At 63.8% G+C, this 26,282-nt stretch carries 19 protein-coding genes; 9 read left to right on the plus strand and 10 right to left on the minus strand.

All coding sequences use genetic code 11. The features are described 5' to 3' along the window. The first annotated feature begins 73 nt into the window (after positions 1 to 73). Positions 74 to 622, plus strand: coding sequence for a peroxiredoxin (locus U5A67_RS26905; protein WP_321816540.1), 549 nt, complete (start codon positions 74 to 76; stop codon positions 620 to 622). 17 nt (positions 623 to 639) lie between these two features. On the opposite strand, the gene U5A67_RS26910 is transcribed toward U5A67_RS26905, so the two are convergent. The 3 genes from U5A67_RS26910 to ispD all read right to left on the minus strand — a co-directional run bounded on the left by U5A67_RS26910 (position 640) and on the right by ispD (position 3,254). Beyond that, positions 640 to 1,779: an acyltransferase gene (locus tag U5A67_RS26910; protein ID WP_321816541.1), complete on the minus strand. Its 1,140-nt coding sequence runs from the start codon at positions 1,777 to 1,779 to the stop codon at positions 640 to 642. A gap of 231 nt (positions 1,780 to 2,010) precedes the next feature. Next, entirely contained in the window at positions 2,011 to 2,490 is a 480-nt protein-coding gene (gene ispF, locus U5A67_RS26915; protein WP_205981519.1) for a 2-C-methyl-D-erythritol 2,4-cyclodiphosphate synthase, read from the minus strand. Positions 2,491 to 2,540: 50 nt separating this feature from the next. Next, positions 2,541 to 3,254 carry a 2-C-methyl-D-erythritol 4-phosphate cytidylyltransferase gene (gene ispD / locus U5A67_RS26920; RefSeq protein WP_205981518.1) on the minus strand — a complete coding sequence of 238 codons (714 nt, stop codon included), beginning with the start codon at positions 3,252 to 3,254 and terminating at the stop codon, positions 2,541 to 2,543. A gap of 1,152 nt (positions 3,255 to 4,406) precedes the next feature. Here ispD and ltrA point away from each other — a divergent pair. From ltrA to mscL, 4 genes are all read left to right on the plus strand, one after another. Next, on the plus strand, positions 4,407 to 6,107 hold the full coding sequence (gene ltrA, locus U5A67_RS26925; protein ID WP_321816542.1) for a group II intron reverse transcriptase/maturase: 1,701 nt from the start codon (positions 4,407 to 4,409) through the stop codon (positions 6,105 to 6,107). Between the two features lie 308 nt (positions 6,108 to 6,415). Continuing rightward, the gene (gene mfd, locus U5A67_RS26930) at positions 6,416 to 9,901 is read left to right on the plus strand and encodes a transcription-repair coupling factor (RefSeq protein ID WP_321816543.1); all 3,486 of its coding nucleotides are present in this window, start codon (positions 6,416 to 6,418) and stop codon (positions 9,899 to 9,901) included. Between the two features lie 183 nt (positions 9,902 to 10,084). Next, complete coding sequence (gene argE, locus U5A67_RS26935; RefSeq protein WP_205981516.1) at positions 10,085 to 11,329, plus strand: acetylornithine deacetylase; 1,245 nt, start codon at positions 10,085 to 10,087, stop codon at positions 11,327 to 11,329. A 256-nt stretch (positions 11,330 to 11,585) separates the two neighbouring features. Next, positions 11,586 to 12,035, plus strand: coding sequence for a large conductance mechanosensitive channel protein MscL (gene mscL, locus U5A67_RS26940; protein ID WP_205981515.1), 450 nt, complete (start codon positions 11,586 to 11,588; stop codon positions 12,033 to 12,035). A gap of 83 nt (positions 12,036 to 12,118) precedes the next feature. Here the strand turns inward: mscL and U5A67_RS26945 are convergent, their stop codons facing one another. From U5A67_RS26945 to U5A67_RS26955, 3 genes are all read right to left on the minus strand, one after another. Next, positions 12,119 to 14,119 carry a response regulator gene (locus U5A67_RS26945; protein ID WP_321816544.1) on the minus strand — a complete coding sequence of 667 codons (2,001 nt, stop codon included), beginning with the start codon at positions 14,117 to 14,119 and terminating at the stop codon, positions 12,119 to 12,121. A gap of 179 nt (positions 14,120 to 14,298) precedes the next feature. Then, on the minus strand, positions 14,299 to 14,880 hold the full coding sequence (locus U5A67_RS26950) for a response regulator (RefSeq protein ID WP_321816545.1): 582 nt from the start codon (positions 14,878 to 14,880) through the stop codon (positions 14,299 to 14,301). Between the two features lie 41 nt (positions 14,881 to 14,921). Then, positions 14,922 to 16,631: a sensor histidine kinase gene (locus tag U5A67_RS26955; protein WP_205981512.1), complete on the minus strand. Its 1,710-nt coding sequence runs from the start codon at positions 16,629 to 16,631 to the stop codon at positions 14,922 to 14,924. A gap of 519 nt (positions 16,632 to 17,150) precedes the next feature. On the opposite strand from U5A67_RS26955, the gene U5A67_RS26960 reads away from it, so the two are divergent. Next, positions 17,151 to 17,654, plus strand: a complete 504-nt coding sequence (locus tag U5A67_RS26960) for a hypothetical protein (protein ID WP_205981888.1) — start codon at positions 17,151 to 17,153, stop codon at positions 17,652 to 17,654. Between the two features lie 83 nt (positions 17,655 to 17,737). Here the strand turns inward: U5A67_RS26960 and U5A67_RS26965 are convergent, their stop codons facing one another. After that, the gene (locus U5A67_RS26965) at positions 17,738 to 20,191 is read right to left on the minus strand and encodes an AsmA family protein (protein ID WP_321816546.1); all 2,454 of its coding nucleotides are present in this window, start codon (positions 20,189 to 20,191) and stop codon (positions 17,738 to 17,740) included. Positions 20,192 to 20,331: 140 nt separating this feature from the next. On the opposite strand from U5A67_RS26965, the gene U5A67_RS26970 reads away from it, so the two are divergent. After that, positions 20,332 to 21,084, plus strand: a complete 753-nt coding sequence (locus U5A67_RS26970) for an ATP-binding cassette domain-containing protein (RefSeq protein WP_415767947.1) — start codon at positions 20,332 to 20,334, stop codon at positions 21,082 to 21,084. Then, the gene (locus U5A67_RS26975) at positions 21,081 to 21,896 is read left to right on the plus strand and encodes an ABC transporter permease (protein WP_321816547.1); all 816 of its coding nucleotides are present in this window, start codon (positions 21,081 to 21,083) and stop codon (positions 21,894 to 21,896) included. Before U5A67_RS26970 ends, U5A67_RS26975 begins: the two co-directional genes overlap by 4 nt. A gap of 53 nt (positions 21,897 to 21,949) precedes the next feature. Here U5A67_RS26975 and U5A67_RS26980 read toward each other — a convergent pair whose 3' ends face one another. Beyond that, positions 21,950 to 22,510 carry a DUF6013 family protein gene (locus U5A67_RS26980; protein WP_321816548.1) on the minus strand — a complete coding sequence of 187 codons (561 nt, stop codon included), beginning with the start codon at positions 22,508 to 22,510 and terminating at the stop codon, positions 21,950 to 21,952. Positions 22,511 to 22,712: 202 nt separating this feature from the next. Then, positions 22,713 to 23,720 (minus strand): non-homologous end-joining DNA ligase, encoded by a 1,008-nt coding sequence (ligD, locus tag U5A67_RS26985; protein WP_321959757.1) that lies wholly within the window; start codon positions 23,718 to 23,720, stop codon positions 22,713 to 22,715. A 439-nt stretch (positions 23,721 to 24,159) separates the two neighbouring features. Between ligD and serB the strand changes: the two genes are divergently transcribed. Continuing rightward, the gene (gene serB, locus U5A67_RS26990; RefSeq protein ID WP_205981507.1) at positions 24,160 to 24,999 is read left to right on the plus strand and encodes a phosphoserine phosphatase SerB; all 840 of its coding nucleotides are present in this window, start codon (positions 24,160 to 24,162) and stop codon (positions 24,997 to 24,999) included. Positions 25,000 to 25,084: 85 nt separating this feature from the next. Here serB and U5A67_RS26995 read toward each other — a convergent pair whose 3' ends face one another. Beyond that, on the minus strand, positions 25,085 to 26,269 hold the full coding sequence (locus tag U5A67_RS26995) for a cystathionine beta-lyase (protein WP_205981506.1): 1,185 nt from the start codon (positions 26,267 to 26,269) through the stop codon (positions 25,085 to 25,087). Positions 26,270 to 26,282 lie beyond the last annotated feature (13 nt).

Here is a 26,282-nt window from a genome sequence, read left to right on the forward strand (position 1 = left end):
TCACCTGCCACAATCAAAGCGAAATCGTGCGCGCACGGGGCGCGCATCCGGCACGTCTTCAAGGAGCGACGCCATGAAAACCGTGGGCGACAAACTGGCAGCTTTCACCGTCACCGCCGCGAAGCCCGGCTTCAATCATCCTGAAGAAAACGGCGAATCGGCTTTTATCGAAATCACCGAGCAGACCTTCTCGGACAAGTGGAAAGTGATCTACTTCTATCCGAAGGATTTCACGGTGGTCTGCCCGACCGAGATCGTCGCGTTCGCACAGTTGTACAAGGAGTTCGAAGACCGCGACGCGGTGCTGATGGGCGGCAGTTGCGATAACGAGTACGTGAAGCTCGCGTGGCGGCGCGAGAACCGGGAACTCGACCGCCTGAACCACTACTCGTTCGGCGACGTAAAAGGCGAGCTGATCGACCAGCTTGGCATTCGCGACAAGGAAGCCGGCGTGGCGCTGCGGGCGACCTTTATCGTCGATCCCGACAACACGATCCAGCACGTGTCCGTGAACAGTCTCAACGTGGGGCGCAGCGCGGCCGAAGTGCTACGCGTGCTCGACGGGCTGCAAACCGGCGAGCTGTGTCCGGGCGGCAGAGAAGTCGGCGGCGCCACGTTCTGAGTTTCATCGCGGAGCACTCAGGTCTGCCCGGCCGCGGTACGCGCGGGCAGGCGGTTGCGGATCGCCGTCGTGAGCGGCGCTTTCCATTCCAGCACGCGCTTTTCGAGCAGTTGCCAGGACAGATGGGCGAGCAGCACGGCCAGCGCGAATTGCAGCACGAGCGGCAGCAGGTCCTGAGCGAATTCGGGCACATGCAGACGCGTGTAAAGCGCGGGCGCGTCGCCCAGCTTCGACGGCACGAGGTTGTGGAACAGATAGAAGCCGTAGCTGATGGTGCCCAGATACGCGAGCGGCCGCACTTCGAGCGCCGTCACCAGCGCGCTGTCCTGACGGCGCACGATCCACAAAAATACCGCGCCCAGCGAAAGCGCGAGGCCAATATCGAGCAAACCGGGCAGCACGGCGCGCTGGGTCGCTTCGCAGCTCAGGCAATCGGCGCGCGCGAACGCGAACACGCCCAGACACGCGAACGCGAGCCCGCACCACAGCGCGGCAGGTAAATGCCCCCTCACCTGCACGCGCTCGCCGCCAATCGCCAATGCGCCGCCGAGCGCGAGCAAAGCGAAATTCCACGGCGAGAACGCGTAGACGAGCGGCTCGATGGCGCCGCTCGCGTAGAGCGCAAGATGCGCCAGCCCCGCCGTACAGATCATGCCGATGCAAATCCCCAGATGCCGCGACGCACGCGTGAAAAGCAGCGCGAATGGCGCGATCAGATAGAACTGCTGCTCGACCGCGAGGCTCCAGAAATGCGAGACCGTTCCCGGCCAGCCGTCATGCACGATGCCGATCCAGAAATTGGACAGGAATGCGAAATGCCAGGCCAACCCAAGCTCGACATCGCGTTGATAGAACCACGCATGCGCGATCGTCAGCGCGATCAGCAGCAGGTAATACACCGGGAAGATGCGCAGCGCGCGCTTGACGTAGAACACATAGAGCACCGCATCGCGACGCGCGCCCTGCTGCTCCACGCGCGCGCGATTACGATGCAGCTCGCCGATGATCAGATAGCCGCTGATCAGGAAGAACAGCCATACGCCGATCTTGCCCGCATCGATCGCGTCGACGTGCGCCTTGTGCGAGAGGAACACCAGCATCACTGCCAGCGCCCGGAGACCGTCGAGGCCTTTCACGCGTCTTTCGAGTCCCGTCATTGCCCTTTCCGCTTCCGGATACGCGTTCAGGATACGGCGACAAAAACGGAAATAAATCGGCAAGAAAAGCAAAGGCGGTGATTGCATCTGCAACCACCGCCTCTGTTGTGCGAGCGGGCACGCGGCCTGCGCGGTTCAATCGATACATTCGCGGCACGCCGTTTGCGCGGCGCTTTCAACGCACGTTAATCGATTGAGAAAATCCCTTGTTTCAGGGCCTATAACCCATTCTTACTCGCGCGTGAGCAGCACCGCTGCCTGCGCTTCGATACCTTCGCTGCGACCGAGATAACCCAGCTTCTCGTTGGTCTTTGCCTTCACGTTCACCCGATCGAGCGGCAACTTGAGGTCTTCCGCAATCGCGGCGCGCATCGCGTCGATATGCGGTGCGAGCTTCGGCGCCTGGGCGATCACGGTGCTGTCGACGTTGATCAGCTTGAAGCCGGCTTCTTCCACGCGGCGCAGGCATTCGCGCAGCAGCACGCGGCTGTTGGCGCCGTAGAACTGCTTGTCGGTATCCGGGAAGTGACGGCCGATATCGCCCAGCGCGGCCGCGCCGAACAGTGCGTCGGTGATGGCGTGCAGCAGCACGTCGGCGTCCGAGTGGCCGAGCAGCCCGCGGTCGTAGGGCACCGTCACGCCGCCGATAACGAGCGGGCGTCCCGGGACGAGTGCGTGCACGTCGTAGCCTTGTCCGATTCTGATGTCCATGTGTGGGATTTCCGTGTGGGTGGTGCTGAGGTGATTGTGCTGTCGGGCGTTCAGGTCGCGGCGCCGAGAATCGCTTCGGCGAGCGCGAAATCTTCGGGGTACGTCACCTTGAAGTTGCGCAGGCTGCCCTGCACGAGACGCGGCGAATGACCGAGCCATTCGATCGCGCTGGCTTCGTCGGTGAGATCGTGACCTTCCTGCTGGGCGCGTTCGATCGCGCCGCGCAACATGCCGATGCGGAACATCTGCGGCGTCTGGGCCTGCCAGAGGCCGTCGCGCGATTCGGTGCGCTCGATACGCGGGCCGCCCGGCACGTGATGCGGCGCGACGCGCTTGAGCGTGTCGGCCACCGGCAGCGCCATGATGCCGCCGACCGGGTCGTCCTTGAGCGCGTCCACGAGCGAGCGGATCAGCGCGGGCGTGATGCCGGGGCGCGCGGCGTCGTGCACCAGCACCCAGTCGTCGTCGCTGGCGCCGAATTCGGCGAGCGCGACCAGCCCGTTATAGACCGACGCCTGGCGCGAAGCCCCGCCGTTGCGGCGCACCGCGAAGCGCAAACCGCTGAAACGGCGCGCATCGAAGTGGTTATCGTCGGGAGAAATGACAACCAGGGTCTGGGTGAATTCGCTGCAGGCGTCGAACGCCGCGAGCGTATAGTGCAGGAGATCGCGCCCCGCTACCGTACGGTATTGTTTGGGCAGAATCGATCCCGAACGGCTGCCGGTACCGGCGCAGGGAATCAGGGCAAATAGGCGTGAGGTCACGGTGTCGCGAGCCGCATGAGTCAAAGTAAAGGACGGATTTTATAATAGGTCCTTTGGTGCGACACGAACGCCTTAAATCGTGAGGGTGAGCAGGGCCCTAAAGAGTCCAGCAATATAGGTAAATCAAGGCTTTGCGCGATCTGGGTCCGGGCATCTTTCGGACTCTAGGGATGCGCTCAGCCCCTCCCAGCCGGTTGTCTTTCGGCACGTTGATAGACGTTTATCGACGGGCCCAGGGAGGAATTAACTCGAGAAGTGTTGTTCCGCAGCGACAAACTGTGGGGCCGCTGCATTGGCTCCAGCAAAAGATTTGTTACGCAACATTACAACCCTTAGAACTACAAGAGCAAAAGGACACATGCGTTCGCCAAGATCGGGAACATGCTACGTCCCATGCATAAACTCGAGAACCTAGAGCCCAATGAAGGCGGCTCTAATTCACATTGTTCGATCGCCGCAGTACTGGCGACAGTGAACCATCTGTACGACCAGATGTAGCCTAGGAGAGCATGCGTGGCGGGTAACTGCTGGGTGTGAAGCCTTTCCGACAATGATGCCCCCGGAGCTTCGGGCGGTGGATGGCCGTGAGGTCAACCACCGGAGATCTCAAACAGCAATGAGATTGAGGAGCTAGGCTGGCTGGCAAGACCAACACATGTGAACTGCTTATAAACCTCGTAACTATTGATGTGCCAAATGCTGTCGGGCACTAACCAAAACGGTATGTGATCGGTTATTCCGCTCGAAGGACGGAATACGTCGTCATTCGATCACCGGGGGAGTCGCAGGGTCTAAACCAGTCGTGTGTGAATTAGGGAACGTGGAAAGCCCATATCGTCGCTACCTGAAGTTAGGTAGCAAAGCGACTCGCAAGGGAAGCCCATGGCGGTGCGGGTATGGGAGGACGGAAAAAGCGAACGGTGGCCTGTAATGGGCCGCATAGGGGTTGGGACATCACCCCACGTGAAAACGGGCAGACTTCCGTCTGGTCTTTCGTCGCAAGACGACTGACTGACCCTTGAATGGGAAAGTGAGGCTGGCAGCAACACAGTCAGTCTATGAGTTGAAATCGTCCCCTCTGGGAGCAAACCGCTCCCGTCAGGGGGATGGTCTGCTCTCCACGGGGATTCACTTCTTCAGAAGGAGAGCAGCATGCGAGTGCCCAATCGAAAGAATGGGTCTGCGCTTTCCCACGCGCCCGATAGCTGGCACGCCATTGACTGGCGTCTAGTCGAAAGGAACGTGAGGGGGATGCAGATCAGAATTGCGAAGGCGACGCGGGAAAGCAATTGGCGCAGGGTGAAAGCTTTGCAACGAATGCTAACCCGCACGTTGTCCGCGAAGTTGTATGCGGTGCGACGTGTTACGCAGAACCAAGGTGCGCGAACGGCGGGAGTCGATCGTGAACTGTGGAGCACGCCTGAAATCCGGCTGGCAGCAGCCGGAAAGTTGAAACGGCGCGGTTATCAGCCCCTGCCATTAAGGAGGGTCTATATCCCCAAGGCTAATGGAAAGATGCGCCCTCTCGGCATTCCGACCATGCACGACAGAGCGATGCAAGCTCTGTATCTGCTCGCCTTGGAGCCCGTGGCAGAGTCGACGAGCGACCCGAACTCGTATGGGTTCAGGCGAAACCGCTCAACGGCAGACGCCATGTCTCAGATCTTCGTCTCTCTATCCAAGAAGGCTTCGGCCAAATGGATAATGGAGGCGGACATTAAAGGATGTTTCGACTGGATCAACCACGAATGGCTGGTAAGCAATGTCCCCATGGACAGAACGATCCTCAGGAAATGGTTGAAGGCTGGCCTGATTTACAAAGGACAGCTTCAGGCGACAGAAGCCGGTACGCCACAGGGAGGTGTCATCTCCCCGACGCTGGCCAATGTGACGCTGAATGGGTTGGAACGGAACCTGATACAGCACCTACGTGCGAAATTTGGAACCACGAAGACCAAGATGCTCAAAGTCAATGTCGTTCGATATGCGGATGATTTTGTGATCACCGGTGACTCGCCAGAGTTGCTCGAAAACGAAATCCGCCCGTGGGTGGAAGCTTTCCTGGCAGTACGGGGACTGCGACTGTCCGAGGAGAAAACGCGCATCGTACACATCGACCAAGGCTTCGATTTCCTTGGGTGGAATTTTCGGAAGTACTCGGGAAAGATGCTCATCAAGCCGAGCAAGAAAAACGCGCAAGCGTTTTATCGCAAGGTAGCGGAAACGATCAGCCGAAACAAGACGGTGACGCAGAAGATTCTTATCCAACTGCTGAACCCGATGCTACGAGGTTGGGCGCAATATCACCAACCAGTAGTGGCCAAGCAAGCGTACAGCCGCATGGACCATCTGATCTTTCAGAGACTCTGGCGGTGGTCGAAACGGCGGCATCCACAAAAGTCAGCCAACTGGGTGAAGCAGAAGTACTTTCACACGGTCGGCGGGCGAAATTGGGTGTTCGCTGCGTCCACAGTGCGTGACGATGGTAGCAAGGGGCTGCTGGAGCTATACCAGATTAACGGTACGGCCATTCAGCGGCACAAGAAGATCAAGGCGGATTTCAATCCTTTTGATCCCTCAATGGAACAGGACGGCGAAAAACTCAGGCAGGAACGCATGTGGAAGTCGATGCGTTACCGAAAGCAATGGGCGTCGCTGTACATGTCACAGAGTGGCAACTGTGCGCTCTGCGGCTGTGCCCTGACGGAAGAGAGTGGCTGGCACGATCATCATCTAGAGTACCGGATGCATGGTGGATCAGACGCTCTGGCCAACCGGGTCCTGCTACACCCTGACTGCCACCAACGGGTGCACCACGGTAAAATCGCAGTAACTAAACCGGCTCGACTGTGAAGTCGGGCTTAGTAAAGGCTTGAGCCGTATGCGGGGAAACTCGCACGTACGGTTCTTAGGGGGCCCCTTTTCCGCAAGGAAAGGGGGCTACCCTACCCCGCACGCACGACGACCGCAAGCAGCACCGGTCGACTCGCGTATTGGGCCAACCCTGGGCGCCCCCGCGGCCTGTCGAACGGCCGTACGGAATCACCCTGAATCGCCTTGAATCGCCTGCAGCCCGGATCGCATGCACCCAGGCGGTGCGCGCGGAGCCTGCATCCCACGATGCGCGCCGCCCGCCTCGCCCAGGCCAACCTGTTGCCCCTATGTCCGAAATCGCCGCATCCTCGAAGTCCCCGTCCGCTTCACCGGTCGCCGTCGTCAAGCCGGGGCAGCGCTATGCGTTCGACGGCACGCACGGTTCGTCCGATGCGCTCCTGATCGCCCGATACCACGAAGCCGCGCGCGAAAGCGCCGGCGCCCCGCTGCTCGCGGTGATCTGTGCGAGCGCCGTGGACGCCCAGCGTCTCGCCCAGGAAATTCCGTTCTTCGCGCCCGCCGCGCGCGTGCGCCTGCTGCCCGACTGGGAAACGCTGCCGTACGACACCTTCTCGCCGCACCAGGATCTGGTGTCGGAGCGTCTGGCAACGCTGCACGATCTCGGCGAAGGCCGTTGCGACATCCTGCTGGTGCCCGCCACCACGGCGCTCTACCGCATGCCGCCGGCCTCGTTCCTCGCGGCCTACACGTTTTCGTTCACCCAGGGCCAACGGCTCGACGAAGCGAAGCTCAAGTCGCAGCTCACGCTGGCCGGCTACGAGCACGTGAGCCAGGTGATGCGTCCCGGCGAATACTGCGTGCGCGGCTCGCTGATCGACCTGTTCCCGATGGGTTCGCCGCTGCCCTACCGCATCGACCTGTTCGACGATCAGGTCGATTCGATCCGCGCCTTCGACCCGGACAGCCAGCGCAGCCTCTATCCGGTCAAGGAAGTCCGTCTGCTGCCGGGGCGCGAGTTTCCGTTCGACGAAGCGTCGCGCACGGCATTTCGCAGCCGCTGGCGCGAAGTATTCGAAGGTGACCCGAGCCGCGCTACGATCTACAAGGACATCGGCAACGGCGTGCCGTCGGCCGGTATCGAGTACTACCTGCCGCTCTTTTTCGAAGAAACGGCCACGCTGTTCCACTATCTGCCGCAGAACGCGCAACTGGTGTTTTCGGGCGATCTGGACACCTCGATCCGCCGCTTCACGGCCGATACCCGGCAGCGCCACAACTTCCTCGCGCACGACCGCGAGCGTCCGATCCTGGAGCCGCAGCGCCTCTTCCTGACCGACGAGGACTTCTTCACGCTCGCCAAGCCGTTCGCGCGCCTCGTGCTGCCGGCGGCGAGCGCGGGCGGCTGGGCCACGCCGCTGCCCACGCTCGCAATCGATCGTCACGCCGACGACCCGCTCGCGTCGCTGCGCGGCTATCTGGACACCACGAAGAACCGCGTGCTGTTCGCGGTGGAATCGGCGGGCCGGCGCGAGACCATCGCGCAACTGCTGGCCGATAACCGGTTGCGCCCCACCTCGTCGGATAGCTTCGAAGACTGGCTCACCGGCGACGAGCGCTTCACGCTCGGCGTCGCGCCGCTGTCGACCGGCTTCGCGCTGCCAGGCGAAAGCTTGACGATCATCACCGAAACCGAGTTGTACGGCCCGCTCGCGCGCCGCGCCGGACGCCGCCGCCAGGAACAGGCGAGCAACGTCGATTCGATGGTGCGCGATCTGTCCGAGCTGAAAGTGGGCGATCCGGTCGTGCACGCGCAGCACGGCATCGGCCGCTATCACGGCCTCGTGACGATGGATCTGGGCGAAGGCGACACCGAATTCCTGCACCTCGAATACGCCAGCGCCAGCAAGCTCTACGTGCCGGTTTCGCAGTTGCACGTGATTTCGCGCTACAGCGGCGCCGACCCGGACAGCGCGCCGCTGCATGCGCTCGGCTCCGGTCAGTGGGAAAAGGCGCGCCGCAAGGCCGCGCAGCAGATTCGCGATACCGCCGCCGAGCTGTTGAATCTCTACGCGCGCCGCGCCGCGCGCGAGGGCCACGCATTCGCGCTCGAACCGAAGGATTACGTGAAGTTCGCCGAGAGCTTCGGCTTCGAGGAAACGCCCGACCAGGCCGCCGCAATTGCCGCCGTGATCGGCGACATGACGAGCGGCAAGCCGATGGACCGTCTCGTGTGCGGCGACGTGGGTTTCGGCAAGACCGAAGTCGCGTTGCGCGCGGCCTTTATCGCCGTGATGGGCGGCAAGCAGGTGGCGATTCTCTCGCCCACCACGCTGCTCGCCGAACAGCACACGCAGACCTTCACCGACCGCTTCGCCGACTGGCCCGTGCGCATCGCGGAACTCTCGCGTTTCAAGAGCGCGAAGGAAGTCAGCACGGCGATCCAGCAGATCAACGAAGGCAGCGTCGATATCGTGATCGGCACGCACAAGCTGCTGTCTTCCGATGTGCAGTTCAAGCGCCTGGGTCTCGTGATCATCGACGAGGAACACCGTTTTGGCGTGCGCCAGAAGGAAGCGCTCAAGGCGCTGCGCGCCGAAGTCGACGTGCTCACGCTCACCGCCACGCCGATTCCGCGTACGCTCGGCATGGCGCTCGAAGGTCTGCGCGACTTCTCCGTGATCGCCACCGCGCCGCAAAAACGTCTTGCCATCAAGACCTTCGTGCGCCGCGAGGAAGACAGCGTGATTCGCGAAGCGATGCTGCGCGAACTCAAGCGCGGCGGTCAGGTGTACTTCCTGCACAACGAAGTCGAGACCATCGAAAATCGTCGCGCGATGCTCGAAGCGCTCGTGCCCGAAGCGCGCATTGCAGTGGCGCACGGCCAGATGCACGAACGCGAGCTCGAAGCGGTGATGCGCGATTTCGTGGCGCAGCGCGCGAACGTGCTGCTCTGTACGACGATTATCGAAACCGGTATCGACGTGCCGACCGCCAACACCATCCTGATCCATCGCTCCGATAAATTCGGTCTCGCGCAGTTGCACCAGTTGCGCGGCCGCGTCGGGCGCTCGCATCACCAGGCTTACGCGTATCTGCTCGTGCACGATCCGCAGGGTCTGACGAAGCAGGCGCAGCGCCGTCTGGAAGCGATCCAGCAGATGGAAGAACTGGGCGCGGGTTTCTATCTGGCGATGCACGACCTCGAAATTCGCGGCACGGGCGAAGTGCTCGGCGACAAGCAATCGGGCGAGATTCACGAGATCGGTTTCCAGCTTTATACGGACATGCTCAACGACGCCGTGAAGGCGCTCAAGGATGGCCGCGAACCCGATCTGAACGCTCCGCTCGCCGCGACCACCGAAATCAATCTGCACGCGCCCGCGATCCTGCCCGCCGATTATTGCGGCGATGTGCAGGAGCGTCTGTCGCTCTACAAGCGACTGGCCAACTGCGAGCACGACGATTCGATCGACGGCATCCAGGAAGAGCTGATCGACCGCTTCGGCAAGATGCCGCCGCAGGCGCATGCGCTGATCGAAACGCATCGTCTGCGTCTGGCGGCGAAGCCGCTGGGCATCACCAAGATCGATGCGGGCGAAACGGTCATCGGACTGCAGTTCGTGCCGAATCCGCCGGTAGACGCCATGCGCATCATCGAGATGGTGCAGAAGCACAAGCACGTGAAGCTCGCGGGGCAGGACAAGCTGCGCATCGAAACGCGCACCCCGGATCTCACGGTGCGCGTCGCCACGGTGAAGGAAACGCTGCGTGCGCTGGGTGCGCCTGCACGGGCCAACGCGCCGCGTGCGTAAGTTGGCACACGCGCTTTAACGGATGATGCGACGCCTGAACCGGCGTCGCATCCGCCCCCACGGCATGTTGCAGCGCGCCACGTCCGGGCGCACTGCAACGCGCCTGCCGGCTTTGGCGAGTCCCACCCTTTTTGGTTAATATGGGATACCACTATGGGCAAGCCCAGTACGCCGGAGTCCACCATGAGTACCGCTGAAACAGCGCAGTCTTCCACGCAGTCCCCCGCATCCGCCTCGTCCGAACTTCCCGCCTCGCTTCCCTGGGTCAACCGTCTCGTGTCGATGGACACGGTCAGCCGTCATCCGAATCTCGGCCTGATCGAAACCGTGCGCGACGATCTGCGCGCACGCGGCATCGAATCGACGCTCACCTATGGCCGCGACGGCAAATGGGCCAATCTGTTCGCCACCTTGCCCGCGCACGACGGCTCAACGAATGGCGGCATCGTGCTGTCGGGTCACACCGACGTCGTGCCCGTCGATGGCCAGAAATGGGACAGCGATCCGTTCAAGCCGGAAATTCGCGACGGCCTGCTTTATGGCCGCGGCACCTGCGATATGAAGGGTTTTATCGGCGCGGCGCTCACGCTCGTGCCTGAAATCCAGCAGGTCAAACTTGCGAAGCCGCTGCATATCGCGCTGTCTTTCGACGAGGAAATTGGCTGCGTCGGCGCGCCCTTGATGATCGAGGAGCTCGTGAAGCGCGGCGTGAACCCGGAAGGCTGCATCGTCGGCGAACCGACCAGCATGCGGCCGATCGTGGCGCACAAGGGCATCAACGTTTATCAATGCTGCGTGCGCGGTCACGCGGCGCATTCGTCGCTCACGCCGCGCGGGCTGAACGCGATCGAATACGCGGCGCGCCTGATCTGCTACATCCGCGATATGGCCGATGAATTCCGCGCGCAAGGCCCGTTCGACGAGCTTTACGACGTGCCGTTCACCACCGCCCAGACCAGCACGATCGAAGGCGGCAACGCCGTCAACACGGTGCCTGCGGAATGCCGCTTCGCGTTCGAATTCCGCAATCTGCCGACGCTCGACCCCGATGCGATCTTCGCGCGCGTCGAGCAATACGCGCGCGAAACGCTGCTGCCGAAGATGCAACGCGAAGGCGTGGCGGGCGCAACGCCCGCGATCGAATTCATGAAGATTGCCGCTGCGCCGGGTCTGGACGACAGCGAACAGGCCGCGATCACGCAACTCGTGCGCGCGCTCACCGCGGACCAGGCGCGCCGCAAGGTCGCGTACGGCACCGAAGCGGGCTTGTTCGCGCGCGCGGGCATTCCCACCGTGGTGTGCGGCCCCGGCGATATCCAGCAGGCGCACAAGCCCAACGAGTTCGTCTCGCTCGAACAGCTTTCGGCCTGCGAAGGATTTCTGCGCAAGCTGGTGCGCGGCATGTCGGTCGAAGCGCTCGGGCGCTGAATTGGATCACTGATGTTGGATCACTGAGGCCGCTGCGGTTTCACGCGCCGATCATGCAGGCACGCGACGTGCAATAAGTCTGATGTATCGGCGCTGAACCCCGCAAATTCGCCACTAATCCGGCACTCGGGCGCAATCGGCGAAATGTCAGGCAGTGTCAAATCGCTACCGTGATACGGGAGCGTTCGCTATCATTGCGCGAATGCATCGTTATGACCCCAGGCCCGTGCCGCCCCTTACCAAGGAGAGCCCGCTCATGAGCATGATTCAGGAATTCAAGGATTTCGCCGTCAAAGGCAATGTGATGGATCTCGCCGTCGGTGTGATCATCGGCGGTGCGTTCTCCAGCATCGTCAACTCGGTCGTGAAAGACCTCATCATGCCGGTGATCGGCGTGGTGACAGGCGGCCTCGACTTTTCGAACATGTTCGTGCGTCTCGGTCATATTCCCGATACGTTCAAGGGCAATCCCGATTCGTACAAGGACCTGCAGACCGCGGGCGTGGCCGTGTTCGGTTATGGCTCGTTCATCACCGTGCTGATCAACTTCATCATTCTCGCGTTCATCATCTTTCTGATGGTGAAGTTCATCAACAAGCTGCGCCAGCCGGAAGCGGCAGCCGCGCCCGCCGAGCCGCCGCCCACGCCCGAAGATGTGCTTCTGCTGCGCGAAATCCGCGATTCGCTGAAGAACAATCCGCGCTAAGCACAGGTTTTACCGGTTCAAAAGCAAAAAGCCCGCGTCGCCTTCAACGGCACGCGGGCTTTTTGACGTCATGCGGCTGGCGTTCAGGACGTGGCCGGATTCGATGCGTGATGATCGAGAGTCTGCGCGCGCTGCACCGCGGCTTCTTCGATCAAGCGCTCCAGTTGTTCGAAATTGACCGGCTTCGTCAGATGCGCGGTAAAACCCGCATCGAGGCTGCGACGCACATCGTCGTCCGTGCCGAAGCCCGTTAGCGCGATGGCCGGCACCGTCGATTCCTTGCGGAACGCACGGATAAAGTCGATGCCCGAACCATCCGGCAAGCCGATATCGCTCACCACGAGGTCGAAACGTTGCGCGGCCGCGAGCGCCAGCGCGCTCGCCACACTGGCCGCCACCGCGACCTCGTGACCCAGCGCGCGGATCAGTTGCGACATCACCTCCGCCGTATCTTCGTGGTCCTCGATCAGCAGGATATCGAGCGCGCCCGCCTGCTGCGGCGCGCAGTGATCCGCCGGTTGCTGCGCGCCGGTGCCGGGCGTGGCCGTCGGCAGGACGATCGTGAAGGTTGCGCCGCAGTGCGCGCCGGGACTCTTCGCGCTGACCGTGCCGCCATGCGCCTCGGTCAGCGCTTTTGTCACCGCAAGCCCCAGCCCCAGACCGCCGAATTGCCGCGTCATGTTGTGGCTGCCCTGCTCGAAAGCGTGAAACAGCTTGCCGATCTGCTCGGGCGCGATACCGATGCCCGTATCCTCGACTTCGATCAGCACATGCATGCGTTCATCGCGCGTGCGCACGTAGATATGGCCGCCATCGGGCGTGAACTTCGCGGCGTTGCGCACGAGATTCCAGAACATCTGCTGCATGCGCGCGCGATCGCCGCGGACATAGTGATGCTTCGCGTGCCGCTCGACATGCACGTCCTGCTGCTTGATCTGGATTTCGCTGTGAAAGAGTTCGAGCACGGCGTCGATGACTTCGTGCACATCGACGGTATCGAGCGTGAGGCTGAGCTTGCCGTTGGCCACGCGCGTGAGATCGAGCAGATCGTCGATCAGGCGCGCTTCGAGTTCGATATTGCGGCGGATCATCAGCACGCCCGCGCGCGCGGCTTCGGGCAGGCCTGGAATCTGTTCGAGCAGACGCGTGCCGGCCAGCACCGGCGTCAGCGGCGTGCGCAATTCGTGCGACAGCATGGCGAGAAAGCGGTCTTTCGCGCGATTGGCTTCTTCGGCGGTCTGACGCGCGGTCTGCTCGGAGGCCAGCAATAGTTCGCGCTCCTGGCTCGATTCGCGCTGCGCGTGAATGTCAGTGCAACTGCCGAACCACTTGTTGATGCCGCCGTGCGGGTCGCGCATCGCCACGATCCGCACATCGAACCATCGGTACGAGCCGTCGTGATGGCGAATCCGCAATTCGTGGCGGTAATCGTTGTTGTCGCTGCGCACCGCCTTTAGCCAGGTGCGGCGGATGTCCTCGCGATCGTCGGGATGCACGGCGTCGAGCCAGGCGAGACCATGCGAAGCGCTCGCGTCCAGTCCCGTGTAATCGCGCCATTGCTTGGAGAGGAAATCGCAGTCGCCATCCGCGCCGCAGGTGAAAACGAGGTGCGGCAAGGCTTCCGAAAGCGTGCGGTAGTGCTCCTCGCGATCGCGCAGCAACAGCGCCTGATCCGATGCGCGCTGCAGCGACACCTGCGAGAGCACGCGCGCCACCGCTTCGGGCAGATAGTCGAGGTAATCGCCCGATTTCGGCACGACGTCGGAGACGCCCGCGCGCAACGCCGCAATCACGCGCGATTCATCGGTGAATCCCGTGACGAGAATCGCCGGCACGCGCACGTTGCCCGCGCGCAGGCGGCGGAAGAAGTCGAGCCCGGTTTCCGCGCCGTCGAGCTGATAGTCGAGCACGAGCACATCCGGCGTGCGCGCGGCGAGCACGGTGCTCGCCTCGGCCACGCTGCCGCAGGTGTCCACGCGCGCGCCCGCACGCACCAGCGATTTGCGCGCGAGCCGCAAAATGCCCTCGTCATCGTCGACGACGAGCACGTGCGCGCCCGTCAACAGGGTTGCTTCTTCGTTCATGCGCGTCGCGTCCCTCGGGGCTGGCTCCAGGTATGGAGCATGCGCAGTCTGGTCATGGTGGTCATGCGTGAATCAATCTCTCTCTCGGTCTGGTTCGTGCCGCTGGCTATCAGGTGCAGTCGGGTGCAGTCGGGTGACAACCGTGGGCTTCATCGACTCCGCCAGGCCGTATCGCGTTTTCAGGGACGCGAAAAACGATGCCCTGCCGGCAGTTTGACGACCTGCAGGAAAAACCCCAGCCGCCTCACCGCTTCGATGAACGCGTCGTATTCGACGGGCTTCGTGATGTACACGTTGCAGCCCAGTTCATAGCAGCGCTCGATTTCACGCGGATCGTCGGTGGTAGTGAGCACGATCACGGGCACCGAGGCCGTCGCCGGTTCGGCCTTCAGCCGGCGCAATACTTCGAAGCCGTCCACGCGCGGCATGCGCAGATCGAGCAGCACGACGAAGTTGGCCAGATCCTCGCGCGATGGAAAAGTCGCTGCGCCCGGGCTTTCTGCACCTGGCGCACCCGGCGCGCCGAAAAAGTAGTCGAGCGCCTCCTGGCCGTCACGAAAGCGCAAAAAGCCGTTGGACACGCCCGAGCGCCGCAGGTTGCGTTCGACCAGCGTGGCGTGGCCGTCGTCGTCTTCGATCAGCACAATGCTCACGCGTTCGCCGGCCAACGCGGCGCGGTAATCAAGCAGTGCCTGCGGCGTTTGCGCTGCGTCAGCCTCGCCCGCCTGATCGGTCCGATCCGCGTTCTCCCCGTGCGTCATATGCCGCTCTCCGACGTCTTCACAAACGTTTCGATGATGTTCTATGCCGTGCGCAACGGCGCATCGGGCAAGGTGACGAAAAACGTCGAGCCCGCGCCTTCGGTCGATTCGACCCACATCTGCCCGCCATGACGCTCGGCGATCCGGCGGGCTAGCGCGAGCCCCGTGCCCTGCCCGTCCGACTGGCCGCCATGCAGACGCTGGAAAGCGCGAAACAGCTTGGGCAGATACGCGGCGGGAATGCCGATGCCATTGTCGCGCACATAATACGTCCGCGTGCGCGTCTCGGGCATGCGTGCCGCATCAAGCGCGCTGTTCGGCGCATTTTGAGGCGTTTTTTTACTGAAATCCGGGCGCGCGGCGGCCATTTCGTCGATTTCTACGAGATCGCCCTCTTCGTATTTCGCCATCTCGTCGGGCAACACCGCGCCGATTTCCACCTGCCCCGGCCGCGACGGATCGAGATGGCGCAAAGCGTTATCGATCAGATTGCCGAAAATCTGTTCGAGCGCCGCCGGATCGCCCCAAGCAGGCGGCAACTCGCCCACCATGATCTGCGCGCGCTGCGCGAGATCGGCGGTGAGACCGCTGAGCGCGCGCTCGACGATGCGCCCCATATTCACGCGCTGCCAGCGGAATTCCAGCCGGCCCGCGCGCGACATGCGCAGCAGCGCGTCGATGATCGCCGCCGAACGCGAGACCGCCTGGCGCAGGAATTGCAACGATTCGGCCACATCGCCGTCGAGCACTTCGTTCATGCGGCGATGCTCGTCGGCGGGCAAACCGGCGCGGTCGATCTGCTCGCGCAGGTCCTCGCAGGACACCTGCAATTCCTTCGAAAAGCCCTGCAGATTCACCAGCGGCGAGCGCAGATCGTGCGACACGCTGTAAATGAACATCTCGTTGTCCTGGCTTTCCTGGCGCAGGCTGTCGTTGGCAGACGCCAAATCTGCGGCGCGCGCCTGCAACTGCAGCTTGAGCGCGGCCTGTTCGCGTTCGGCGTCGCGCAGGCGGTGGCTGGTCTGATTGAGCACGGCATCGAGCGCCGCGATTTCATCGTCGCCGGCCAGAGGCGCGGCCAGCGCCACGCCTTCGCCCAGGCGTTGCGCGTTGGCGTCGAGCGCCGCGAGACGCAGTCCCACGTTGCGCGCGAACACGAAGGCCGTGAGCGCCCAGATCAGCATCGAACCGACCACGGCAAAAATCAGCGCGTCCTGCTGGCGCTCGCGCGTCTCGCGCAACGAGGTGCTGCGGGCGACGTCGAGGCGCGTTTGTTCGGCGATAAACGCGTCGAGTTCGCTGCGCACCGCTTCGATTTCGGGCGGCAGGCCGCTCGCACCCGCATGCACCAGGGGACCGGCGTGGCCTTCGCGCAGCGCGTCGGCGATTTCACCGCAGCGCGCACGCCACGCTCGCGCGTCGTTGTTGATGCGCTGCACGCGCGCGAGTTGTTGCGGATTGTCGGCCACGGCATGCGCGAGCAGCGCAATGCGGTCCGAGAATTCGGCCCACACGGCGCGCCGGTCGATAAACGAGGGATCTTCGAGCACGACCGCGGTACGCACCCGCGCGGCTTCGCGCAACAGCGGCTGGGCGAGGCTCGAAGCCTGCCAGAGAATCTGCTTGCTGGCTTCGGCGCGTTTGGCGGCTTGGGCGGCCTCGCCTTGTGTATCGAAGACGACGCCGAGCAGCGCCAGTTCGATGACGCTTGGAATCGCGATCAGCAACAGACCCTTGGCGAACAGTTTCATGATGGTCGGATTCAGTGGCGGCGGGCGCGCAAGGCGTCGCCGTGATGCTCGTGCGTGGGCCGCAGCGCCGCCCCGGCTCCGATCTGTCTGCCTGATGACCCAATTCGTATCCAATTCGCACACCGGTCGCGGCCAACCTGCGACCGATTCCCCGCGCGGCGCATCGTGCGCCGCAGGCATCAGAGCCGAAACATTATCGGCGCGAAATACCGAGATGACAATGTATGTGGCACTGCCCACCTCGCCGCGAGAAAAGCCGCCTTTTTCCCGAGAAATCGTCACACCGCGCGCGCGTGCGGGACTATTATTGAGACCGGAGACGAAAGAAAGACAGGGTAAGAGAAGCGGTAAAAGAAGCGAGAGAGCGCCGGGATACTTACATGAGCGCGACGTGCTGTCCGGCATGGCGTTTGCCTGACGCAAGGAGGATCTGGGCGCCGTCCCCACGGCCTGCATCCTCGCGAAAACGGCAGATCCATGGTGGATCGACGTGCGGCGCACCAATCCGGGAGTGGTCGCATGGGAACGCTGCGTGTCTTGCAATCCACCTTTTTCAGGCGAATTTTTATGTCCTTCCCGAAAAAGCGTAAACGCATCAAGGCCGATGGCGACGAGTCATTTCTCGCCGTACTGAGCCACTTCAAACCGTTCGGTCAACTGGACACGAAGATCGCGCGTGCGCGCGCTCAGGACGAGCCGGTGCTTTATGCCCATGTGCTGCCGGGTCTCGACGTGCTCCTGTGCAGCATGCGCGGCGCGCAACCGCCGTGGCCAGGCACCGGCGAATTGCGCAAGCGCTGCATCGAATCCATTGCGCATGCGCTCGAGCAGCCGATCGAAGGGCTGGAGAACGGCGGCTACTGGTACGAAGCCGATGGTTTCGGCTTCCTGGTCTTCGCCAGCCGCGCGCGCGGCCGGATTCTGCCGGATTTCGGCGCCGGTCGACCCGGCGCAGGTTCGCGACGCCCGGCACGCGGTCAGGACGCGGCCGGCGATCCGGCACCGAAGCAGCAATTGCGCTGAGATCCACGCAAAAACGCCCGACGCTATGTGAAATCAGCGTCGGGCGTTTTGTCATGCGCTCCAGCTTTTGACGTGCCGCTTCGTTAGCTTCCCCTATAGAGATTCTGCATGCCCGGCTGCGAGGCCGCGTCGGGCCGCGTGTTCTTTTCCGGTGTTTTCGCGGGCGCCGCTGAACGCGACGCCGCCGCGCCGCCCGCCACCGGCGCGGAAGCCGGCGCGCGCATCTTCTGCCCCGGCGGCGGCGCGACCGGATGCTGGCGCATCTGCGAGAACAACTGATCGCATGGCAGCGGCTTGTTGTTGCTCGGTGCGATCAGCGGGATCAGCGCCGCGAACGGATTGATCAGGCCCAGCCCGACCATCGCGCCGCCGCGCAACGCCAGCGCAGCCGCATCGACGCCCACGTGCGGATTCTTGAACGTGCCCTTCACATACAGCGGCGAACGCAGCGAGAAAATGCGGAAGCCCTTGGTATGCGGGTGCACCTTCATGTCCATCGATTCATCGCGCAGATCGATCGGGCCGGTGATGTCGATCACGGCATCGTCGGTGTCGAGTGCGAACACGCGCGGATCGAGCACGCCGTTGGTCGCCACGAAATCGGCGGCCGCGCAGTTGATCTTCACGTCGCGCTGGCCGAACAGCTTCTCGTAGACCACGTTCGCCACGTTCAGGCCGGCCGCTTCCATCAGCAGACGGCTGACGGTGCCTTGCGTGACGAGCAGCTTGACCTCGCCGTTCGAGGTGGACGCCAGCGCCGCCGGCGAGTTGCCGGTGGCCGACAGCGACGCGTCGCCGTTGATTTCGCCCAGCGCCGACTGCATCGACTTGACGCTCGGGAACAGTTGCTTGAGCTTGAGGTGGCGCGCCTCGACCGTGCCGCGCGCCTTGAGCGGCGTGTGCCCGCCATCGAGGTTCACGCGCGTCGCGAGCGTGCCGCCGGCAACGCCGAACTGCAGCGGATCGAGCGCGAGCACGCCGTCGGTCATGATCACGTGCGTGTAGAGATCCTGGATCGGCAGGCTGCCCTGCTTGATGATGCGCTTGCCGGTGAACTTCACATCGGCGTCGATGGCGTTCCAGCGGTCGGTCTTGAACGGCTCGACCGGAATCACGCGGTCGGCGGGCTGCCTGACGGTGTCGCCGCGTTTGGCTTTGCTCGCCTTGCTGTCCGCACCGATGACCGGCGCCAGATCGGAAAACTGCAGCAGGTTCGAGACGAGCGCGCCCGAGAGCAGCGGCCGCGTCGGGCGCTGCGTGTAGACGAGCGTGCCGTTCAGATCGCTGCCGCCCACGCGACCCGTGAAGTTTTCATAGCGGAAGACGCTCGCGCCTTTCTTGAACTGGCCGACAAAACGGCCTTCGGTCGCATAGGGCGGCGTTTCCGGCAGCGTGACGCCGGTGAGGTTGTAAAGATGCGCCATGCTCTGCCCTTGCAGCCACAGGCGCAGATCGACGGCCGCCAGATGCGCGGGGTCCGTAATCGTGCCGACCAGCGCGATATGCATGTCGCCCGCGCGCACGTCGGCCTGCACCGGGAACGCGCGCTTCGGGTCCTGCAGCGCAAGCACGCCGCCGAGCTTGCCTTCGCCCGACAGCGCCGTCTTGTTGTACGTGCCTTTGACCGTCCAGCCGATTGCATAGAACGGTTCCGTGGTCTTGCCGCCGGAAACCGCATTGGCGTTGCTGGCCGAACTCGCACCGATTGCGGCGAGCTTCGAGCCAATGCCCTGCGAAGCGGCGGGCGCGCTGGCGGTCGTTACCGCGCTGGCGTCGCTGGCAGCACTCGCTGCACTCGCAGCGCTGGCCGCCGCGGCTTCCGAAGCCTGCTGCTTTTCCGCCTGCTGCGCGAGCCGGTTCGCGCCCGAACGCCCGATCACCTGCGCCGAGCCCTGGCGCGACGCCGATTCCTGCTGCTCCATCACCTTGCCGATCGGAATGCCCTGGCCAAGCAGGCTCACGGTCACTTTCACATCGGTTTTGGTCTGCTGGTCGCTAACGTCGATATTGCCGTTCGAGAACGTGATGTCATGCAGATTGAGTTTCCACGTCGACGGTCCGCTCGAAGCCGGCAGCTTGAAAGTCCAGTTATTACGGCCATCGGCGAGCCGTTCGACATCGACGGAAGGATTCACGAGATTGATCGCCGGAATCACGATGTCGTGCGCGAGCAGCGGCAGCACAGCCACTTCGAAGTCGATCTCGTCGAGGGTGGCGAACTTGGGCGTTTTGGTCCAGTCGGGGTTGGCCACTTCGATCTGCTGCGCCGAAAAGCGCGGCCAGGGCACCCACGCGCGCCAGCCCGTTTCGCCCGGCGGCCTGCGCCAGCCCACCTTCAGATCGCCGACGATCGCGAACGGACGGCCAATCGCCTCCGACACTTTTTCGTTGACGTAAGGTTTGGCGCGATTCCAGTCGAAGGTCAGGATGAAAACCGCAAGCGCGGCGATCAGCACGGCGACAACCGCCACGAGCCATGCGATGATCCTGGCGAGTGTGCGGCCGGGGCCGCGGGGCTTGGGTTGCGGTGACGTCATGCGCACTCCGTGTTATGCATTGTTGTTTCGCCAACGATTTTGAAGCAGCCGGCGTGCCCGCCTGGGCCATCAGCCGTAATGCGTGCGCTTTCGTGGGCGCATGTCTGCGTATCAGCCTTGTTAGCCATCAATATCAATTAATGAAGAACCCCCAGAACGATCACGCCGATACCGCTTGCGGCCTGACCGCGCCGCTGGTCGAGACACGCGGGCTCGCGCGCCGCGACGCGCAACGCGGCCAGATTTTGCTACAACCGGCGAATTTTTCGCTAATGCCAGGCCAGCGCGTGGTGCTCACGGGGCCGTCCGGTTCGGGCAAGAGCGTGTTCCTGCGCGCGCTGGCGCTGCTCGATCCCGCCGACGAAGGCTCGATCTTCTGGCACGGCGAGCGCGTCGCGCGCGCGCAGATTCCGCGCTACCGGCGGCATATCGCCTATCTGCGCCAGCGCCCCGCGCTGATCGACGGCACGGTCGAAGAAAATCTGCGCTATCCGTATTCGCTGGCGGTGTATCGCGATGCCAGCTTCGACGCCGCACGCGCCGCTAACCTGCTGGCAGCCGCCGGTCGCGGCAGCGACTTTCTCGAGCGCGACGCCGCCGAACTGTCGGGCGGCGAAGCGCAGATCGTCGCGCTGGTGCGCGTGCTGCAACTCGATCCCGAAGCGCTGCTGCTCGACGAACCCACCGCCTCGCTCGATCCCGATTCGGCGCGCGCAGTCGAAACGCTGATCGCTCACTGGTTCGAACACGAACGCGCCGCGCGCGCGACGGTCTGGGTTTCGCATGATCCCGCCCAGGCGCAACGCGTCGGCACACGCCACCTGACGATGCGCGCGGGCGTGCTCAGCGAAGCCGCCAACGCCACCACCACCATCAGCGGAGCACCGCAATGAGCCCGGGCGTGTTGCAGGATCTCGGTATCGGCGATGTCGCGATTGCGGCCTTGCTGGTGTTTGTGAACGGCGCGGTTTCGGTGCTGCTCAAGCTCGATCTCGAACGCAAGCTCGCGTGGGCCGCCGTGCGCACCGTCGTGCAACTGCTGGCGATCGGCTATGTGCTGGGCTGGGTGTTCGCGTTCAACCGCTGGTACGTAGTGCTGCCGCTGATGGCACTGATGACGCTGATCGCCGGATTCGCGGGCGCGCAGCGCGGCGCGCGCACGTATGCCGGACAGCGCGTCGATAGCATCGTGTCGATCTGGGTGAGCGCCTGGCTCGTTGCGGCGGTGGGTCTGTTTGCCGTGATCCGCATCCGGCCTTGGTACGAGCCGCAATACGCGATTCCGATTCTCGGCATGATTCTCGGCAGTACGCTCACGGGCGTGTCGCTGGGCGTCGAGCGCATGATGCAGGAGCTCACGGCGCGGCGCGATCGCGTGGAAAGCGCGCTGGCGCTCGGCGCGACGCGCTGGGAAGCGGCTCAGGCGAGCGCGCGCGAAGCCGTGCGCGCAGGCATGATCCCGACGCTCAATCAGATGGCCGTGGTCGGCGTGGTGAGTCTGCCCGGCATGATGACGGGCCAGGTGCTGGCGGGACAGTCGCCTTTGCAGGCGGTGCGCTATCAGATCGTGATCATGTTTCTGATCGCGGCTTCATCGGCGCTGGGAACGGTGGGCGCGGTAATTCTGGCGTACCGGCGGCTGTTTTCGGCCGATCACTGCTTTATCGCCGCGCGGCTCAAGGAGCGTGCCAAAACGCGCGGCTGACGCGGTCCCCGCGCGTAGGCGCGGACGCAGAGACCGCGCCGTGAAGCGAACGCCTAGCGCTGCGCCGAAACGCTCAACTGCGTGCCGTCGCTGAGCGTGAGCGTTTTTGCCGTACCGTTGGTCGGCATCGAAAAATGCAGCACTTCGCTATGCGCGACCACTTCCGGGCATTGCGCGCCGCCCGCCGCCTTGCCGCCACGCGGCGCCTGTGCGCGGAAGCTCACCTGCACATTGGCCGTACCGTTTTGCGCGACGATCGGCGCGAGACGCAACTGGGTCTGGCGCACCATCGCGCCGTTGGCGTCGAGCGGCAAGGAACTGTAGTCAGGGCAACTTTGCGCGGCGGGCACCGCGCCGCCCGGCGGCGTGGAGCGCCAGGTGAAGTCATCGGTATCGCCCGAGCGCAGCGTGCGCGTTTCCTGGGCGTTGCCGTAGAGCTTCGACGTCACTTTGACCGTGTAGCGGATCGGACCGTCGGGTGCGGCCTGCGAGGTCACCTTGATGGGCGGCGAGGCGTGAGCCGGCAGCGCGAACGTGCACGCGCAGGTCACGGCAACGGCAACATGAGCGAGCGCCGCGCGAGTGCGGCGGGAGCGGGTGCGGCTGCAGGGCATGCGTCACCTCCTTGGGGGAGCCGCCACGACCGCGAACGACGTGGCCGGGGCGACACGCGAACACGTGGCGGATTACGTGGCGAATTGTTCTCCTGTCAGTCTAGCGCGCCGCGCGAAGCCGTGCGCCGGGCGATGGCGTCGCCCGGCCCAGGTTTTATACGGCTTGCCACCGGACCGGTTTTGTAGACCGCGCAGCGACGACTCAGGCGCCGCCCTCCTCCAGCCGCAGCGTCAATTCGCTGCTCACCGTCTGCTGCACCTGGCCGTAGCGCGCCCACGGCGCCGCGCGCTTCGGCCGGTTCAACTGCTTGAGCCGCACGTCGATATTGGCCAGCGTCCAGTGCGCGCCGCCGGTCGTCTGCGCGAGTTCGTCCCAGCCGATCGGCACGGAAACGCCCATGCCCGGCCGCGCACGCACGCCATAAGCGACCGCCGTGCTGGCACCGCGCACGTTGCGCAGGTAATCGACGAAGATTTTCTTCCTGTGATGCTCGACGCCCATCGTCGCCGTGAACAGCGTCGGCCAGCCCGACGCCAGACGTTGCGCCACCGCGCGCGCAAAAGCCTTGATGTCGTCCCAGCCCGGCCCGGGCGTGATCGGCACGACGATATGCAGGCCCTTGCCGCCGCTCGTCTTGCAGAACGACTCCAGCCCCAGATCGCCGAGCACTGCGCGGGTGAGATCGGCCGCCTCGATCACGCGATCCCAGCCCAGCGCCGGGTCTGGATCGAGATCGAACACGATCCGGTCGGGCCATTCGATTTCGGCGGCGTGCGCGTTCCAGGTATGAAGCTCGATCGCATCCATCTGCGCCACGTTGATCAGCGCTTCGAGCGAATCGATGCCAATCAGCGGATGCGCGGAATCCAGTTCTTCATGGAGCGTCGCGCCGGGAATCGGTGCGCGGGTGACCTGACGCTGAAACAGCAATTCGCCGGACAGGCCTTGCGGCGCGCGCACGAGCGACACCGGGCGATCGCGCAGATGCGGCAGCAGCCACGGCGCGGCCCGCGCGTAATAGCGCACGAGATCGAGCTTGCGAATACCGCTTTCGACGTCGATGATGCGGCGCGCGCTGGTGATGTGGATACCGGCCACCTCGCCGGTGGTGCTGGCGCGGCCGGCACGCGAACGGGCTGGTGTAGCGGGAGTCGAGGCACGCGCTATGCGCGCGACGGGAACACCGCGTACTTCAGGCTCCTTCGACATCTCAGGGGCTTGAAGCACTTCATGCGTGGAAGGCGCTGCGCTTTCCTGGGCCTGCCTGCGCGCGCCGGTCGGCGTTCGGCCAGGACTTGTCTGGCTGGGATGAGCGTCCTGCATACCGGTTCCCCTGGCGCCGATGGGCGCATGCAACGCGTCGCGCGACGCAGCTCGCGATGCGTGGTTGACGGCACGCGGCGGCCGCCCCCCCGTCGGACGCCGCACGAGCATTCATTGTGCCTCGAAAGCGGGCTTTCGTCTCCGTAAGGTGTGCGGTGGGCCGCATTGGACTATCGAAACGGTACAATTCGCGTTTTCGCCGCGCACGCCGGCTGGAGCTTTCCTCATAGGGAAACGTCCGACCGTCTTCGCGCCCTGTTTCGATTCCTGCCCCGAATCTGACTCCACTTCAGCCGCTTCCGGGGCGCCTTGCGCCGCACACGTCATGAATCTCGTCATCCAGAGTCCCGCTCCGCTGCAAGACGTTCACCACAAGCCGCTGCTCGCGCTCGCACGCGGCAGCCGCCTTGTGCCGATCGACGAACACGCGATCCGTATCGAAGACGCCGTACCCGCGCAGCGCCCGGACCTCGACGTCTATTGCGGCGTGCATCAGCTCGACTACGCATTCGTGGAACCGGGCCGCACGCTCGGCAGCTTCGGCCTCGTGGCGATGGACATGGATTCGACGCTCATCACGATCGAGTGCATCGATGAAATCGCCGATTTTTGCGGGCTGAAAGCCGAAGTCGCGGCAATCACCGAAGCGTCGATGCGCGGCGAGATCAAGGACTTCAACGAAAGCCTCACGCGCCGCGTGGCGCTGCTCAAGGGCCTCGACGCGAGCGCGCTGGAGCGCGTCTACGAAGAGCGTCTGCAACTCTCGCCCGGCGCGGAAAAGATGCTCGCGGGCGCGAAGGCGGCGGGTCTGAAGACGCTGCTGGTGTCGGGCGGCTTCACGTTCTTCACGGAGCGTCTGAAGGCGCGCCTCGGCCTCGACTTCACGCGGGCGAACTCGCTGGAAATCGTCGACGGCAAGCTCACGGGCCGCGTCACGGGCGAGATCGTCAACGCCGAAGTGAAGGCGCGTACCGTCAGCGAAACCTGCGCGCAACTGGGTATCGATCCGCGCCGTGCGATCGCGATGGGCGACGGCTCGAACGATCTGAAGATGATGGCCGTGGCCGGTCTGTCGGTGGCGTTCCGCGCCAAGCCGGTGGTGCGCGAAGCGGCGAGCGTCGCGTTTAATTTCGTCGGTCTGGACGGTCTGCTGCGTCTGTTCTGATCGACAAAAACCCAGCCGCAAAAACTAGCACGGCCGCGCCTGTCCCAGAAGACAGGCGCGGCCGTTTGCTTTTATGCGCGTACTTTTACGCGAGCGTGGCGAGTGCGCGCTCGATGTCGGCGCGCAGATCGGCTTCGTCTTCCAGGCCGATGTAGAAACGCACCAGCGTGCCGCGATGCGGCCATTGCGCGGCCGTGCGCATCGACGCGATGTCGTACGGCATCGCGAGGCTGCGCGCGCCGCCCCAACTCCAGCCCAGCGCGAACAGGTCGAGCGATTCGCAGAACGTGTCGATCTGCGCGGCGCTGTAGCGTTCATCGAAGATCACCGAAAACAGCCCGCCCGCGCCCGTGAAGTCGCGTTTATAGAATTCGTGGCCGGGGCAATCTTCGAAGGCGGGATGCAGCATCGCCACGATTTCACTGCGCGTTTTGAGCCATTGCGCGAGCGAGAGCGCCGTGCGGTCATGCGCGTCGAAACGCACTTTCATGCTCGGCAGACCGCGCAGCACGAGCGAACAGTCATCCGACGACACGCCGATCCCCGTACGCATGCGCGCCAGTTTGAGCTTCAGATAGAGATCGCGATCGCGCGTGATGGTCGCGCCCATCAGCACGTCGCTGCCGCCCGATTGATACTTCGTGAGCGCCTGCACGGAGATATCGACGCCATGATCGAAGGGCTTGAATGCGAGGCCCGCGGACCACGTATTGTCGATGGCGGTGATCACGTTATGTTTGCGCGCGACGGCCGTGATTGCGGGCACATCGGGCACTTCCATCGTCACCGAGCCGGGCGCTTCCAGCCAGATCAGCTTCGTTTCCGGGCGGATCAGCGCTTCGATACCCGCGCCGATCATCGGATCGTAATAGCGCGCCGTCAGGCCGAAGTCGCGTGCGAGCCAGTCGCCCAGATCGCGGTTCGGCGAATAGACGTTGTCGGGAATCAGCACATCGTCGCCCGCTTTCAGGAGACCGAAATACACGTTCGAGATCGACGAGAGCCCCGACGGTTGCAGCAGCGCCTGCTCGCCGCCTTCGATCTCGGCGAGACGTTGCATCAGCATCGTCGAGGTGGGCGTCGCGTGCAGGCCGTAGCGCCATTGCGCGTCGTTTTTCCAGTCGAGGCCGCGCACGGTCGCGAGGTCTGGGAACACGACGGTCGAGGCGCGCGTGACGGGCGCGGCGAACGATTCGAAGCCGGGCGTGATGTCGTCCTGCGGATTGACGATGCGCGTCTGCAAGGCGCGATGGGTGTCGGATTTCTTCATAACGGAGTGCTGG

The sequence above is a fragment of the Paraburkholderia sp. J69-1 genome, from assembly GCF_905220255.1.
In the GTDB taxonomy this organism is placed as follows: Bacteria; Pseudomonadota; Gammaproteobacteria; order Burkholderiales; family Burkholderiaceae; genus Paraburkholderia.

Excerpts from the sequence above, each read along its gene's own strand:
- U5A67_RS26995 (WP_205981506.1), bottom strand. The coding sequence starts at position 26,269 with ATGAAGAAATCCGACACCCATCGCGCCTTGCAGACGCGCATCGTCAAT.
- serB (WP_205981507.1), top strand. The coding sequence starts at position 24,160 with ATGAATCTCGTCATCCAGAGTCCCGCTCCGCTGCAAGACGTTCACCAC.
- U5A67_RS26955 (WP_205981512.1), bottom strand. The coding sequence starts at position 16,631 with ATGAAACTGTTCGCCAAGGGTCTGTTGCTGATCGCGATTCCAAGCGTC.
- U5A67_RS26970 (WP_415767947.1), top strand. The coding sequence starts at position 20,332 with ATGAAGAACCCCCAGAACGATCACGCCGATACCGCTTGCGGCCTGACC.
- mscL (WP_205981515.1), top strand. The coding sequence starts at position 11,586 with ATGAGCATGATTCAGGAATTCAAGGATTTCGCCGTCAAAGGCAATGTG.
- U5A67_RS26945 (WP_321816544.1), bottom strand. The coding sequence starts at position 14,119 with ATGAACGAAGAAGCAACCCTGTTGACGGGCGCGCACGTGCTCGTCGTC.
- U5A67_RS26975 (WP_321816547.1), top strand. The coding sequence starts at position 21,081 with ATGAGCCCGGGCGTGTTGCAGGATCTCGGTATCGGCGATGTCGCGATT.
- ligD (WP_321959757.1), bottom strand. The coding sequence starts at position 23,720 with ATGTCGAAGGAGCCTGAAGTACGCGGTGTTCCCGTCGCGCGCATAGCG.
- U5A67_RS26905 (WP_321816540.1), top strand. The coding sequence starts at position 74 with ATGAAAACCGTGGGCGACAAACTGGCAGCTTTCACCGTCACCGCCGCG.
- U5A67_RS26910 (WP_321816541.1), bottom strand. The coding sequence starts at position 1,779 with ATGACGGGACTCGAAAGACGCGTGAAAGGCCTCGACGGTCTCCGGGCG.
- U5A67_RS26950 (WP_321816545.1), bottom strand. The coding sequence starts at position 14,880 with ATGACGCACGGGGAGAACGCGGATCGGACCGATCAGGCGGGCGAGGCT.
- U5A67_RS26960 (WP_205981888.1), top strand. The coding sequence starts at position 17,151 with ATGGGAACGCTGCGTGTCTTGCAATCCACCTTTTTCAGGCGAATTTTT.
- argE (WP_205981516.1), top strand. The coding sequence starts at position 10,085 with ATGAGTACCGCTGAAACAGCGCAGTCTTCCACGCAGTCCCCCGCATCC.
- U5A67_RS26965 (WP_321816546.1), bottom strand. The coding sequence starts at position 20,191 with ATGACGTCACCGCAACCCAAGCCCCGCGGCCCCGGCCGCACACTCGCC.
- ispF (WP_205981519.1), bottom strand. The coding sequence starts at position 2,490 with ATGGACATCAGAATCGGACAAGGCTACGACGTGCACGCACTCGTCCCG.
- U5A67_RS26980 (WP_321816548.1), bottom strand. The coding sequence starts at position 22,510 with ATGCCCTGCAGCCGCACCCGCTCCCGCCGCACTCGCGCGGCGCTCGCT.
- mfd (WP_321816543.1), top strand. The coding sequence starts at position 6,416 with ATGTCCGAAATCGCCGCATCCTCGAAGTCCCCGTCCGCTTCACCGGTC.
- ltrA (WP_321816542.1), top strand. The coding sequence starts at position 4,407 with ATGCGAGTGCCCAATCGAAAGAATGGGTCTGCGCTTTCCCACGCGCCC.